Raw genomic sequence first — 13,306 nt, 5'->3', positions numbered from 1 at the left:
GCCGCGCCACCGCCCGGGCCGCCTCAGTCGCGGCGCAGGTCCCAGCGCGGACCCTCGGGGGTGTCCTCGACCACGACGCCCGCCCCGGCGAGCTGGTCGCGGATCGCGTCGGCCGCCGCGTAGTCCTTGCGGCCGCGCGCGGCCTGGCGCTGCTCCAGGGCCACCGCCACCAGGGCGTCCACGACCTCGCGCAGCCCCTGGTCCCCGCCGGTGGCCCACTGCTCCCCGAGCGGGTCCAGGCCCAGGACGCCGAGCATGGTGCGCAGCTCACCGGCGATCTCGGCGGCCTGCTCCTTGCCGCCCGCCGCCAGCGCCGTGTTGCCCTCGCGGACGTGGCCGTGCACGACGGCGAGGGCCTGGGAGACCCCGAGGTCGTCGTTGAGCGCGGACGCGAACTCCGCGGGGACGTCCGCGGCCAGGACGACCTCGCCCAGCACCTCGGCGGCGCGGGTGAGGAAGCCCTCGATGCGCTGGTAGGCGGTGGCCGCCTCCTGGAGGGCGGCGTCGGAGTAGTCGATGACCGAGCGGTAGTGCACCTGGCCCAGGTAGTACCGCAGCTCGACCGGGCGCACCTTGCGCACCATCTGCGGGATGAGCAGGGAGTTGCCCAGGGACTTGCTCATCTTCTCGCCGCCGACGACGAGGAGCCCGTTGTGCAGCCAGTACTGGGCGAAGCCGTCCCCGGCCGCGCGGGACTGGGCGAGCTCGTTCTCGTGGTGCGGGAAGACCAAGTCCAGGCCGCCGCCGTGGATGTCGAAGCTGGGGCCCAGGTACTTGGTGGCCATGGCCGAGCACTCCAGGTGCCAGCCGGGGCGTCCGCGCCCCCACGGGGTGTGCCAGCTGGGCTCTCCCGGCTTGGCGCCCTTCCACAGGGCGAAGTCGCGGGGGTCGCGCTTGTCGCGGTCCGCGTCGCAGTCGGCCGACTCCACGACCTGGTCCAGGCGCTGGTTGGACAGGCCCCCGTAGGGCGGGTAGGAGCGCACGTCGAAGTAGACGTCGCCGGAGCCGTCGGAGGCGGCGTAGGCGTGGCCCGCGTCGATGAGGCGGTGCATGAGGTCGATCATCTCGGGCACGTGCCCGGTGGCCCGCGGCTCCACGGTGGGCGGCAGGCAGCCCAGGATCTCGTACGCGTGCGTGAACGCGCGCTGGTTGCGCTCGCTGACCTGCCACCACGGCACGCCCTCGTCCGACGCGACCCGGATGATCTTGTCGTCGATGTCGGTGACGTTGCGGCAGAAGGTGACGTCGTACCCCAGGTGCGTCAGCCAGCGGCGCAGGATGTCGAAGTTCACCCCGGAGCGGATGTGCCCGATGTGCGGGGGTGCCTGCACCGTGGCACCACACAGGTACAGGGAGGCGGCCCCCTCGCGCAGCGGGACGAACTCGCGGACCTGTCGGGCACTGGTGTCGTAGAAGCGCAGACTCACGTTGTCAAGCGTATCCCCTTTCCCCTCGCAGCGGCGTCACAAACCAGGGACTCCCAGGTGGAGGAGCTCTCCCGGACATCCCCAAGTGCGTATATGTGATTGGCCGTATTCGGACACACGGGGTGTGAGATAACCCTGGCCGGAAGTCCGTTCCGCGGGTTCTCCCGAGCGCTGCTCCCTGCATATTCCGACAGAACGACACAGAACGCCTGGGGACGGCTCGTCTGGTAGCAACCATAATCAGACGGAATCTCGTGTTCGCGGCACCGCCTGGACTACGCTGCGAAGGCGATGGCCCCTTACAACAACGCCCCCGAGTCAGGGACACGGAACGGTAGGCCCGCAGCAGGTCGCGGCGCGGGAGCCGGTGCTCTCGTCGGTGGCGGCCTGTTCGTCGGCCTCATCGCTCTGTGCGCCCTCGTCATCTCCTACAACGGCATCTTCCAGTTCGCCGAGTACGGCGGCCACGAGGGCAGTCCCCTCGCCCACGTGTTCCCGGTGACCTACACCCTGCTGCTGATGATGGCCTGCTGGGTGAGCTACCTGCTGCGCGGAGCGCCCCCGCGCGAGCGGCTCTGGGTCGACCTGGTGCTGATCCCGGTGCTGGTCCTGTTCGCCGCGGCGGCGATGCTGATGAGCAGCCTGGAACTCGTCGAGCGGTTGCACCAGGGCGTCGCCAACGTGATCGTGGCGGTGGCGCCGCTCGCGGCGCTGCTGGTGGCCTTCCTGCTGTGGATGACCCTGCGCGCGCACATGCGCAGGCGCCGCCGCGCACGGATGGCGAGGCCGCGTCCGGCGGACGACCCCACGACGGTGCTGCACGCCCGCACCGCGGTCCCCCCGCGCGGGGACACCGCTCCCCTGTCCGCCTCGGAGGGCGGCACCCTCCAGGCGCGGCTGCTGCGCCTGGGCGCCGACGACCGGGACGAGGACGGCCGGGACGAGGAGGAGACCGAGGCGTTCGCACCGGTCGGCCGTCCCGACCGGGACGGGGACGACTGGGACGGGAACGGCCGAAACGGCGGGGACCCGAGGACCGCCGGAGCCTCGGAGGCCCCGGGAGGGTCGGAGGCGTTCGCCGGGCCCAACCCGCCCGGGGAGCGGCGGGAACGCGGGCAGGACCCGGAACCCGGCACCGCCCGGGACCGGGACGAGCCCGACCGGGACGGGGACGGCTGGGACGACGAGGAGTTCGCCGCCGAGCCGCTGCCCGTGGCCGGGAGCGAAGCACCGCGTTCCGACGCCGGGGACGACCGGGACGGCGGGGACGGGATCGAGGCGTCCGTGCCGACGGTGCGCCTGCCCCGGCGCTCACGGGACGGGCACAACCCGATCAAGCGGGCCGCCGAGGAGGCCCCTGTGGTGCCCGGCGCGGCCGCGCCCGCCGACGTCGAACCGGAGCCGGAAGTGGGACCGGAGCCGGTCGCGGTGGTCCCCGACCACCTGGCCGACGAGGGTTTCGAGCACGAACCGCCCTTCGGCGACCCGGTGTCGGACGAGGCCGACGCCCCGCCGGTGGCCGCAGAGCCCGCGGCGGAGCCCGAGCCACACGTGGAGCCCGAGCACCACGTACGACCGGAGCCGGGGACCGGGGCCGTCACGGCCTTCGAACCGCGGTCCGAACCGGTGGAGGAGCCCGCGGAACCCCAGCCGGAAGCCGTTCCCGTCGTGGTGCCCGAACCGGTCACGGACTCGCGGAGCGCGCCGTCCGAGCCGGAGCCCACGGCGAAGGCGGAGGACGCGCGGGCCGGTTCCGTGCCGCGGTCCGCTCCCGTTTCGGCGTCGCGGAGCACGCCAGTGGAGCCCGAGCCCGAGCCCGCAACAGAAGTCGGGCCCTCGGTGGAGCGCGCCCCGGACACCGCGCACTGGGAGCCGCCCGCGGACGACTCGGGCGCCCGCGTCCTCGCGGACTACGTGCCGCCGGTGTGGACGCCGCCGGAGGACGACACCCCGCCGTTCGCGGAGGAGTCCCGGGAGCCGGAGCCGACGCCCGTGCTGGACCACGACACCGGTCCCACGGTGCGGGCGGCGTTCCGGATCGGTGGGGCCTCCCCGGAGGCGGCGGCTCCCTCGGACGAACCCGCGCAGCCCGCGCCGGGGCTGGAGGAGGCCTGGGCCTGGTACGAGACCGACGAGGACCGGTTCCCGGAGGAGGACCCGCTCCAGGAGCCGGAACCGCTCGGGGGGTCCGAGCCCTCCGCGACCGACGCCGACCTCCCGCCCGAGGCGGAGGAGCTTCCGCAGACGGTCCGGGAGGAGGACGAGGACGAACCGGCCCCCTCCTCCCCGGAGTCCCCGGCCGGGCCCGCGACCGGTGCCGGGCGTCCCGCCCAGGAGCGGCGCGGACCCCTCACACCGGTGGAGAAGCGCCCCATGGTGCTCAAGCCGCCGCGTCCGCCGCTGCCGGACTTCTCTTCGGGTCCGCCCTCGCGGCGCGTGCGCAGCGAGCCCCTCCGCCCGGACGAGTAGGAACGGCGGGCGGACGCGCCGAGCGCACACGCCCGACGGGCGTACGACGGGGCTGTGCACAGGTTGTGCACGGCCCCGAAGTCGTTCTGGTGCCCCTGGCCGCCGCGGCCCAGCCCGAAGGCAAGGGGCCTCCGGAGAGGAGGCGACGGTGCGCCCCGTCCCGATCGACCTGCTCGCCCTCCTCGACTCCCGGCAGGAGGCCGGGGCGATCGTGCTGGGCCCCGTGCTCGACGTCATCGCCGTGAACCACCGGGCGCGGGACCCGTTCCGCGGGTTCACCGACACCGCGAACCTGCTGGAGATGGCCATGCTCGATCCCGAGGGGCCGCGGTTCTTCGTCGGGTGGGAGGCGGCGGCGGAGGCCACCGTGGCGAACCTGCGCGCCAGCGCCGACTCCAGCCGCACACCGGCGAGGCCCACCGAACTCCTGGAGACGCTCCGCAGCGGCAGCCCCGCGTTCCCCGAGCTCTGGGCCGGGCACGACGTCCAGCCGAAGACCCACGAGACCAAACTGCTCCGCCGCCCGGAGCGGGGCCCGCCGAAGGTGGACTTCCACGCCTTCAACGTCGCCAGCGCCCCCGGTTACCGGCTGCTCGTCTACCAGGAGCGCGGACGCGCGTCGTGACGGGGCCGCCCGGGCCTCAGCCCGCGGCCGCGCACAGGGCCGTGGCCACGGCCGCGATGCCCTCTCCGCGGCCGGTCAGGCCCAGGCCGTCGGTCGTGGTCGCCGAGATGCTCACGGGCGCTCCCACGACCTCGGAGAGCGTCTTCTCGGCCTCCGCGCGGCGCGGCGCGAACTTGGGGCGGTTGCTGATGATCTGGACGGCCACGTTGCCGATCTCGAAACCGGCCGCGCGCACGCGCGCCGCGGTCTCGGTGAGCAGGGCCGCTCCGGAGGCGCCTTTCCAGCGCGGTTCCGAAGTGCCGAAGTTGGAACCCAGATCGCCGAGTCCGCAGGCGGACAACAGCGCGTCGCACGCGGCGTGTGCGGCGACATCGCCGTCGGAATGGCCGCTGACGCCGTCCTCTCCCGGCCATTCCAAACCGGCCAGGAAAAGGGTGCGCCCAGGAGAAAACGGGTGGACGTCCGTTCCGACGCCCACCCGAGGCATATTCGTCATCAATTACGTGATTTCAGAACCGGTTCAGGTAGTGAGAACCTCGTCGAGGAGGGCCTCGGCCTTGTCCTCGTTGGTCTTTTCCGCGAGGGCGAGTTCGCTGACGAGGATCTGCCGCGCCTTGGCGAGCATCCGCTTCTCACCGGCGGACAGGCCGCGCTCCTTGTCCCGGCGCCAGAGGTCCCGAACCACCTCGGCGACCTTGTTCACGTCACCCGAGGCCAGCTTCTCCAGGTTGGCCTTGTAGCGCCTGGACCAGTTGGTGGGCTCCTCGGTGTGCGGCGCGCGAAGCACCTCGAAGACCTTGTCCAGGCCCTCCTGCCCCACCACGTCGCGAACGCCGACGTCCTCGGCATTCGCGGCGGGCACGCGCACCGTCAGATCGCCCTTGTCGACCCTCAGAACGAGGTAGATTCTGTCCTCGCCCTTAATGTTGCGCGTCTCGATCGCTTCAATACGAGCAGCCCCATGATGGGGGTAGACAACAGTGTCGCCGACCTTGAAAGCCATGTGACAGGTACCCCTTCCGCTACCACAAGGATACCACGAATCTGTGACTTAACGTACCTATTAGGTTTGCGAACACGCAGGTCAAGCCCTACTTTTCAGGGCTTGACAAAGTGTACCCGAGGCCTGCTGCGCACCTGGTCAGGCCCTGTGCGGAAGGGCTTGCGGACGCCGTGTCCGCCCCTTCACCGGGGCTTGGTGAAGGCGTTACGGACACGCCCGCGGAGCCTTCCGGGAGGAGCCGGAGCGACGGATCTCACCGTGCCGGGTCGCCTGGCGCACGTCGCCCGCGAGGGCTCCCGAAAACCCGCCGGAACGACCCCCGCACGGCCCGTCTCCGGCCGCCGTGCGACCCGTCCGGACCGGTCGGCCGCGCCCCGGCCCCGCGTTCCGGCCCCGGCCCGGCACCGCGCGCTCCGGCGCGGCACCGGGGGGCACCCGCGGTTCGGACGTCCGAGGGGGACGCGTCCGGACGGCGAGGAGGCACGCCCGCACCCGCGTGCGGCGCCCGGCCCGGCCGGACCGGGCTCGCGGGACCGGCGGGGGCCGCCGTGGAGAGGCCCCTCGCCGGCTCAGCTCTCGGGGTCGTAGTCCTCGCGCTTCTCGCCCGTCACCATGTAGACGAGGTTGTCGGCCACGTGCACCGCGTGGTCACCGAAGCGTTCGTAGAACCGGCCGACCAGGGTGACGTCCATGGTGGCCTCCACCCCGTACTCCCACCCGGGGGCGAGGATGCGCTGCAGCAGCTTGCGCCGCAGCCGGTCCATCGTGTCGTCGTCCTTGTCCAGCTCCAGGGCGGTGTCGGGGTCGCGGTCCATGATGACCTCGCCCGCCTTGGTGACCAGCAGTTCCGCCTGGTGGCCCATCTCCAGCACGATCGAGCGCACCGGCTTGGGGATCGCCGAGTCGGGGTGGCGCCGCCGCGCGATCTTGGCCAGGTGGACGGCGTGGTCGCCCATCCGCTCCAGGTCGCCGCGCATGTACAGGGAGGTGATGATGGTGCGCAGGTCGGAGGCGACCGGCTGCTGCCGGGCCATCAGGCTGAACGCGGTGTCCTCGATCTCCTGGTCGAGCCGGTTGATCTGCTCGTCACCGGAGATGACCTCCTGTGCCGCGTTGATGTCACTGTCCAGCAGCGCCGTGGTCGCACGAGCGACGGCGTGCCGCGCGAGCCGCGTCATCTCGACGAGGCGTTCACTCAGGCTGTCAAGGTCGTCGTGGTAGGTATCGCGCATGGCGTCAATGCTCCCAGTGGTTGTTTGAAGAGTCGGCCAAGAATTGGTGAACGATGCAAGAACCTCGGTTGTGTCGCATGCCCTGACCGGGTAAAGCTCCAGTCCGCACGTTTACGATCGAACCGTGCAAGGGGAACTTCTCGCCGCGGTGACCGGCATCATCGGACTCGTCACGGGCGTCGTCATCGGCGTCCTGGCCGGTCCTTTCTTCCGTACGGGTACCGCCGCACGGCAGCGGCAGGCTCCGGAACCCGCGAACCGCGACGGCGGCGTACTGCCCTCCGGCATAGCCGAGGTGCTCTCCGCGATCCCCTCCTCCGCCGTCGTGCTGGACTCCGCCGACAGGGTCCTGCGCGCCTCGTCGGCCGCACGCGCCTTCGGCATCGTGCGGGGCGAGGAACTGGTCATCGGCGAACTCCTCACCCTGGCCCGGCAGGTACGGCGGGACGGCGTCATCCGGGAGACGGACATCGAGGTGGCCGTGCGCAAGTTCGGCCCCGACGCCACGTCCTTCGCCGTGCGGGTGGCCCCCCTGGGAGGGACCGGGCTGGTGCTGGTGCTGGCCGAGGACCAGACCGAGCACCGGCGCCTGGAGGCGGTCCGCCGCGACTTCGTCGCGAACATCTCGCACGAGCTGAAGACCCCGGTGGGTGCTTTGTCCCTGTTGGCGGAAACCGTACAGGACGCCAGTGACGACCCGGAAGCGGTGCGTCGCTTCACCGAGCGCATGCAGATCGAGGCCTCGCGGCTGACCGCGGTGATCCAGGACCTCATCACGCTCTCGCGCATCCAGGGCGCCGAGCCGATGGCCGAACCCGCGCGGGTCGACCTCGGCCCCGTCGTGGAGGAGGCGCTGGACTCGGTGCGCATGCCCGCGGACGCCAAGGGGATCGAACTGGTCGGCAGCGGCGCCGAGGGCGTCGTGATCATGGGCGACGGGGGGCTGCTGGGCACCGCCCTGCGCAACCTGGTCGCCAACGCCGTGTCCTACAGCCCCAAGAACACCCGGGTCGCCGTGTCCGTGGTGTTGTCCAGGTCCAGCGTGGACATCAGCGTCGCCGACCAGGGCATCGGGATCCCGCAGCAGGACCTGGAAAGGATCTTCGAGCGGTTCTACCGTGTGGACGCCGCTCGGAGCCGGGCCACCGGAGGTACCGGTCTGGGCCTGGCGATCGTCAAGCACATCATGACCCACCACCGTGGAGAAGTGACCGTGTGGAGCAAGGAGGGGTCGGGGTCGACGTTCACTCTGCGTCTGCCCCGTTCCGAGAGCCGGGGGCCCGAGGCCGCCCGGAACACCGACCGTCAGGAGGCGGCACAGTGACGCGCGTACTCGTTGTCGAGGACGAGGAATCCTACAGCGACGCCCTGTCGTACATGCTGCGCAAGGAGGGCTTCGAGGTCGCCGTGGCGCCCACCGGGACCGTGGCGCTGGAGACCTTCGACCGTACCGGGGCCGACCTGGTGCTGCTGGACCTGATGCTGCCGGGGCTGTCGGGCACCGAGGTGTGCCGGACGCTGCGGCAGAAGTCCAACGTCCCCGTGATCATGCTCACCGCCAAGGACTCCGAGATCGACAAGGTCGTCGGTCTGGAACTGGGTGCCGACGACTACGTGACCAAGCCCTTCTCCTCGCGCGAGCTCGTGGCCCGCATCCGGGCGGTGCTGCGCCGCCGGGGCGAGGACGAGGTCGTGCTGCCCGCCGCCCTGGAGGCCGGCCCCGTCCGGATGGACGTGGAGCGGCACGTGGTGACGGTGCGCGGCGACAACGTGCAGCTCCCCCTCAAGGAGTTCGAGCTGCTGGAGGTGCTCCTGCGCAACGCCGGGCGGGTGCTCACCAGGATGCAGCTCATCGACCGCGTGTGGGGCGCCGACTACGTCGGTGACACCAAGACCCTCGACGTGCACGTCAAGAGGCTGCGCGCCAAGATCGAGGAGGACCCGGGCAGCCCGCGCTACATCGTGACCGTCCGCGGTCTGGGCTACAAGTTCGAGCCGGTCACCGTCGACGTCTAGAGGGGCACGGGATCTCTCCGGGGATTCCCTGCGCCGCCTCCCGTGTCCCGGGCCGTGGCCGCGTCCACAGCCCGGGCCTTCTCATGCCTCCAGGACGACCGTGAACGGGCCCTCGTTGGTGAGGGAGACCGACATCTTCGCGCCGAACACCCCCGTGGCCACCACGGCGCCGAGCGATCGCAGCTCCTCGACGACCGCGTCCACGAGGGGTTCGGCGACCGGGCCGGGCGCCGCGGCCTGCCAGGTGGGGCGGCGGCCCTTGCGCGCGTCGCCGTAGAGCGTGAACTGGCTGACCACGAGCAGCGGAGCTCCGGTGTCGGAGCACGACCGCTCGTCCTCCAGGATCCGCAGCGTCCACAGCTTCCTGGCGGTCTTGACCGCCTCGGCGGCGGTGTCGGTGTGGGTGACCCCCACCAGCGCCATCAGGCCGGGTTCGGTGATCTGCCCGACCACCTCGCCGTCCACCGTCACCGACGCGTGCGACACGCGCTGCACGACCGCGCGCATGGTGCCTCCCCCTCGTGGTCTGCGGCGTCCTAGCGCCGCTGGAACTGGTTGAGCGCCCGCAGCCGCCGGGCGTTGGTGATGATGCCGGTCAGCGTCACCACGAACGTGGTGATGGAGTCCGCGAAGTCCTCGATCCGCCATTCCCTGGGCCCCGTGTACCAGGCCAGGCCGTCACCGGTCAGCTCCTCGGGGGTCAGGTCGGTGAGCGCGGCCGAGGCCAGGATGTTGGCCCAGTGGTCGACGTCGTCGAAGATCACCGCGTAGGGCAGGTAGCGCGAGTACAGCTCCACCCGCTGCCCCGGGGGCGCGGTCGCCGAGCGCGGGCTCAGCAGGTAGTCGCGGAAGCCCACCGTGTGCGCGTACACCGAGCTGCCCAGGGCGGTCTTGGCGGGCATGTACTGCGCGCCCGCCGTGACGGCGGCGCCGGCGATGATGACGGCGAGCCCGGTGAACGCCGCGCTGGTGAAGACCGCCAGGGCCCCGGTCAGGAGTACGCCCGCGGCCGTCACCGCCATGCCGACGGCGCTCCAGCGGCTGCGCACCTGGCTGGGCGAGCGGGCGAACCACTTCAGCCGCACCATGTCGCGGTACAGCTCCTCGCGCACGCGGTCGATGCGCGCCGGGAAGTCGGCGGAGGTGCGGGGCGAGCCCACCTGGGACAGGCGCACGGTCGGACGCCCGCCGAAGAGCGCGTCCAGCAGCAGCCACTCGTAGGAGCGGAGGGTGTCCTCCGGGGGGCCGTCCAGCCGCACCAGCCGCCAGTCCACGGACGTGAAGTGCTCGTGCGGCAGCTCCTCCAGACGCACGTAGCCGCGCACGGCCAGGTCGACCACGGCGCCGGTGAGGTCGGTGATGTCCACGGTCTCGTTGACGAGCGTGCCGATCTGGCCGGGGTGCACGTCGTCGGGCGGGGCGAACCGCAGGCGCCCGTGCTCGCCCTCGGCCACCGGGGCGTGGTCCCCGGCCGAGGCCTCGTCGCGCAGGGCGCGCTCGTCGCGGCCCCGGACGCGGATCAGCACCACGAGGCCGCCCAGGAGCACCGCCAGCAGCAGCCCGAACACGCTGGCGGTGGCCGGGGTGACCGCGAACGCCGAGGCCAGCGACCAGCGGCGGGTGAGGATGGGCTCTCCCCCGGCGGTTCCGGGCGGGTAGTTGACGACGATGTCGAGCCGGTCGCTGGGCTCCATGTCGGCCTGGAGGAAGTGGGCCACGCCCGCGTCGGCGCCCATGTCGGAGGCCGTGCAGTACATGGCGCTGCGCGGCTCCCCGGCCAGGCAGGACAGCGCCTCGGGCGGCAGGGGCGCGGTGACGGTCACGTCGGTGGCCTCCACGGTGTGGCTGTAGGCGCCGACGGCGCGCCACTCCAGCTGGACGCCCTGGGAGACCTCGCTCACGGTTCCGCTCACCCGGTAGGAGAGCACGACCCCGGAGGTGGCCTCGGTGGGGATCTCCACGGACAGGGAGCCGTCGCCCCTGCTCACCCGGGCGTCCAGGGCGTCGCCGTCCAGGTCGGTGGCCCGCACACCGGTGACCTCGAACTTCCGGTCGTGCTCGGTGTCGTAGAGCATCGTCTCGGTCAGGGAGCGGGTGAAGGTGGCCGGGGCGCCGCCGGAGAAGGAGATGGTCTCCTCGCCGTGGAGGACGCCCGCGCTGTCGAGTTCGAGGCGGACGTCGTTGGTGATGACCGGGGCGGACCGGTCGCTGGCGGGCGTCACGGAGCCCCCCGGTACTGTGGGAGCCGGTGCCGCTGGCGTCGCGGCGTGGGCCTCCCCACCCGGCCACGCGACGACAAGCGCCGTGAGCAGTGAGGACAACACGAAGACGGCCGTCGCGACCGCGACGGCCGGGCGCCAGGAGCCAACCCACCACATGTCGCGAGAGCCTATCCGGTCCCCCGGTGCACCGTTCCCCCCGGGCACGGCGGCCGACGTCGTGCCCCGGTGCCGCGGGGAGCTGCCGTGGTGAGCCGAAGACCGGTTCGGGGACCGGACTTCTGGCCCGAGGACCCCGGACTCCTCCAGCGGATGGGCCTGGGGGTCTCGCTCACGCTGGGCACCGGGGTGGCCGCGGTGGGGTTCACCGGTTTCCTGGCGATCTCGGCCGCCCTGCACTCCTCCGAGCCCGCGTGGTCGCACCCGGTGGCGTCGGCGGACCCGGCGGCGGGCGGGTCGGGCGGGGCGTCGGCGGCGGAGCCGCTGACGGCCTCGGGCCAGGGCGACCCGCTCACCGACAACCCGCTGTACCGGATCGGCGAGCTGGGCGAGATCACCTGTGAGGTGCCCGAGCTGGACGAGAAGGACGCGGAGTCGGTGGAGGCGTTCGTCCACGAGATCGCCGACTGCCTGGACACGGCGTGGGGCTCCTACTTCGCCGAGGCGGGGCTGGAGTTCAGCTCTCCGAACCGCGTGTACTGGCACACCGCCGGGAACAGCCCGTGCGGCGCCTTCCCCAGCGAGGGCACGGCGGCCTTCTACTGCCAGGCCAACCAGGGCCTGTACCTGGGGGTGGAGGACATCGTGGCGGCCTCCGGTGGCAGCGACAAGCCCGAGGCGTACACGTTCCTGCTCAGCCACGAGTACGGGCACCACGTGCAGGGGCAGTCGCGCATCCTGGCGCGGTTCCACAGCGAGCGGGCGGGCGCCGACGAGGCGGAGGCGGACGAGCTGACCCGGCGCAACGAGCTCCAGGCCAACTGCCTGGGCGGGGTCTTCCTGGGCGCCTCGCGCGAGGACCTGGGCCTCGGCGGGTCCGAGCGGGAGAATATCCTCGACGACGTCGGTCTGCGCTCCGACTGGGGCGACGAGCACACCCACGGGTCGGCCGCCAACGGCCGCCTGTGGACCGCGCACGGCATGGACCGCAGGGATCCGGCCGCGTGCAACACGTGGAACGCTCCCGAGGATCTGGTGCGGTGAAGCGCTCCGGGGGGCACGGTCAGGTGTCGGGCGCGTCCGGCCCGGCCACGGTGACGACAGGGCGGGCGGACAGGGGTGTACGCAGGGTTCGGTAGGTCGCCGGCGTCCGCGGCTCGCCGCGCCGACCGCCGGGTGTTCGGTCTGGTGACCGCCCTCATGGTGGTGCTGCTGGCGCTGGCCCTGTTGTCGTGGACCACCGCCGACGGGGACGGCCCCCCGCCCGGGGCCGCGCAGGACTCGACCGTCCCGGAGGCGGGCGCCGACTCCGACGACAAGCCCGGTCAGGACCCCTCAGGCATGGCGGGCGGGCGGGGGCTGTCGGAAGGCTTCGGCGCCCAGGAGCGCCCGTCGGGGTACCAGGCGCTGGTCGCCAACCCGCTGTACGGGACAGGGCGGCTGAGCCCGCGCCCGTGCCCGGTGCCGGAGCTGGACGTGGAGGACCCCGAGTCGATGGAGGGATTCCTGCACACGGTCGCGGACTGCCTGGACGACGCATGGCAGACCCAGTTCCTGCGCGCGGGCATCCCCTTCACCCCTCCGGAGAGGGTGTTCTGGGACGAGCCCGGGATCAGCCCGTGCCGCGCCTACCCCTCCAGCGCGGGCGCGTTCTACTGCCGGGCGAGCACGAGCATCTACATCGGCACCGCGGACGTGGTGGACAAGTGGAACGGAGCCGCGGACAGCGTGGTGTACGCGTCCCTGCTGGCCCACGAATACGGCCACCACGTGCAGGGGGAGTCGGGGCTGCTGGAGTACTACCACGGGCAGCGCCAGATGGAGGACGGCGTGCTGGAGCGCAACGCGTGGACGCGCCGCGGCGAACTCCAGGCGAACTGCCTGGCGGGCGTGTTCATGGGATCGGTCCGGGTGAGCTACCCCCTGGACGAGGGGGACGTGGAGACGCTGCTGGACGACGCCGCCGCCACCGCCGACCGCGAGGACGGCGAGGAGGAGGAGCGCACGCACGGGTCGGTGGACAACAGCGTGGCGTGGACCCGGACCGGCCTGGAGGAGCAGCGGCCGGGGGCGTGCAACACCTGGGACGTGGCGGACGAGTCGCTGGTGCACTGAGGAGGGCCCGCCCCGACGGCCGCGCGAGGACGTACGCGCCG

The 13,306-nt window shown here is 72.3% G+C and carries 12 protein-coding genes; 6 read left to right on the top strand and 6 right to left on the bottom strand.

The window, feature by feature from the left end; translation table 11 throughout:
• Positions 1-23: 23 nt before the first annotated feature.
• Positions 24-1,427: a cysteine--tRNA ligase gene (gene cysS / locus KGD83_RS03440; RefSeq protein WP_212642478.1), complete on the bottom strand. Its 1,404-nt coding sequence runs from the start codon at positions 1,425-1,427 to the stop codon at positions 24-26.
• Positions 1,428-1,718: 291 nt separating this feature from the next.
• On the opposite strand from cysS, the gene KGD83_RS03435 reads away from it, so the two are divergent.
• On the top strand, positions 1,719-3,896 hold the full coding sequence (locus tag KGD83_RS03435) for a DUF2637 domain-containing protein (RefSeq protein ID WP_212642477.1): 2,178 nt from the start codon (positions 1,719-1,721) through the stop codon (positions 3,894-3,896).
• A gap of 148 nt (positions 3,897-4,044) precedes the next feature.
• Complete coding sequence (locus KGD83_RS03430) at positions 4,045-4,521, top strand: MmyB family transcriptional regulator (RefSeq protein WP_249352111.1); 477 nt, start codon at positions 4,045-4,047, stop codon at positions 4,519-4,521.
• Between the two features lie 16 nt (positions 4,522-4,537).
• Here KGD83_RS03430 and ispF read toward each other — a convergent pair whose 3' ends face one another.
• The 3 genes from ispF to phoU all read right to left on the bottom strand — a co-directional run bounded on the left by ispF (position 4,538) and on the right by phoU (position 6,756).
• Positions 4,538-5,008 carry a 2-C-methyl-D-erythritol 2,4-cyclodiphosphate synthase gene (gene ispF / locus KGD83_RS03425; protein ID WP_212644252.1) on the bottom strand — a complete coding sequence of 157 codons (471 nt, stop codon included), beginning with the start codon at positions 5,006-5,008 and terminating at the stop codon, positions 4,538-4,540.
• Positions 5,009-5,041: 33 nt separating this feature from the next.
• Positions 5,042-5,524 (bottom strand): CarD family transcriptional regulator, encoded by a 483-nt coding sequence (locus tag KGD83_RS03420; RefSeq protein ID WP_013155315.1) that lies wholly within the window; start codon positions 5,522-5,524, stop codon positions 5,042-5,044.
• Between the two features lie 569 nt (positions 5,525-6,093).
• Positions 6,094-6,756 carry a phosphate signaling complex protein PhoU gene (gene phoU, locus KGD83_RS03415; protein WP_047868396.1) on the bottom strand — a complete coding sequence of 221 codons (663 nt, stop codon included), beginning with the start codon at positions 6,754-6,756 and terminating at the stop codon, positions 6,094-6,096.
• A gap of 124 nt (positions 6,757-6,880) precedes the next feature.
• Here phoU and KGD83_RS03410 point away from each other — a divergent pair, with 124 nt between their 5' ends.
• Both KGD83_RS03410 and KGD83_RS03405 read left to right on the top strand, forming a co-directional pair.
• Positions 6,881-8,080, top strand: a complete 1,200-nt coding sequence (locus KGD83_RS03410; protein WP_212642476.1) for a sensor histidine kinase — start codon at positions 6,881-6,883, stop codon at positions 8,078-8,080.
• Positions 8,077-8,772 carry a response regulator transcription factor gene (locus KGD83_RS03405; RefSeq protein WP_013155318.1) on the top strand — a complete coding sequence of 232 codons (696 nt, stop codon included), beginning with the start codon at positions 8,077-8,079 and terminating at the stop codon, positions 8,770-8,772. Before KGD83_RS03410 ends, KGD83_RS03405 begins: the two co-directional genes overlap by 4 nt.
• 81 nt (positions 8,773-8,853) lie before the next feature.
• Here the strand turns inward: KGD83_RS03405 and dtd are convergent, their stop codons facing one another.
• Both dtd and KGD83_RS03395 read right to left on the bottom strand, forming a co-directional pair.
• Positions 8,854-9,279 (bottom strand): D-aminoacyl-tRNA deacylase, encoded by a 426-nt coding sequence (gene dtd, locus KGD83_RS03400; RefSeq protein WP_212642475.1) that lies wholly within the window; start codon positions 9,277-9,279, stop codon positions 8,854-8,856.
• A gap of 29 nt (positions 9,280-9,308) precedes the next feature.
• On the bottom strand, positions 9,309-11,150 hold the full coding sequence (locus KGD83_RS03395) for a DUF2207 domain-containing protein (RefSeq protein WP_212642474.1): 1,842 nt from the start codon (positions 11,148-11,150) through the stop codon (positions 9,309-9,311).
• A gap of 87 nt (positions 11,151-11,237) precedes the next feature.
• Here KGD83_RS03395 and KGD83_RS03390 point away from each other — a divergent pair, with 87 nt between their 5' ends.
• Entirely contained in the window at positions 11,238-12,194 is a 957-nt protein-coding gene (locus tag KGD83_RS03390) for a neutral zinc metallopeptidase (RefSeq protein ID WP_394358088.1), read from the top strand.
• A gap of 75 nt (positions 12,195-12,269) precedes the next feature.
• The gene (locus KGD83_RS03385) at positions 12,270-13,265 is read left to right on the top strand and encodes a neutral zinc metallopeptidase (RefSeq protein ID WP_249352109.1); all 996 of its coding nucleotides are present in this window, start codon (positions 12,270-12,272) and stop codon (positions 13,263-13,265) included.
• The last annotated feature ends 41 nt before the right edge of the window (positions 13,266-13,306 follow it).

The sequence above is a fragment of the Nocardiopsis akebiae genome (genome assembly GCF_018316795.1).
GTDB classification, from domain to species: domain Bacteria; phylum Actinomycetota; class Actinomycetes; order Streptosporangiales; family Streptosporangiaceae; genus Nocardiopsis; species Nocardiopsis dassonvillei.
The sequence above is the reverse complement of the archived record's forward strand: the minus strand, read 5'-3'. Positions and strand labels throughout refer to the sequence as shown.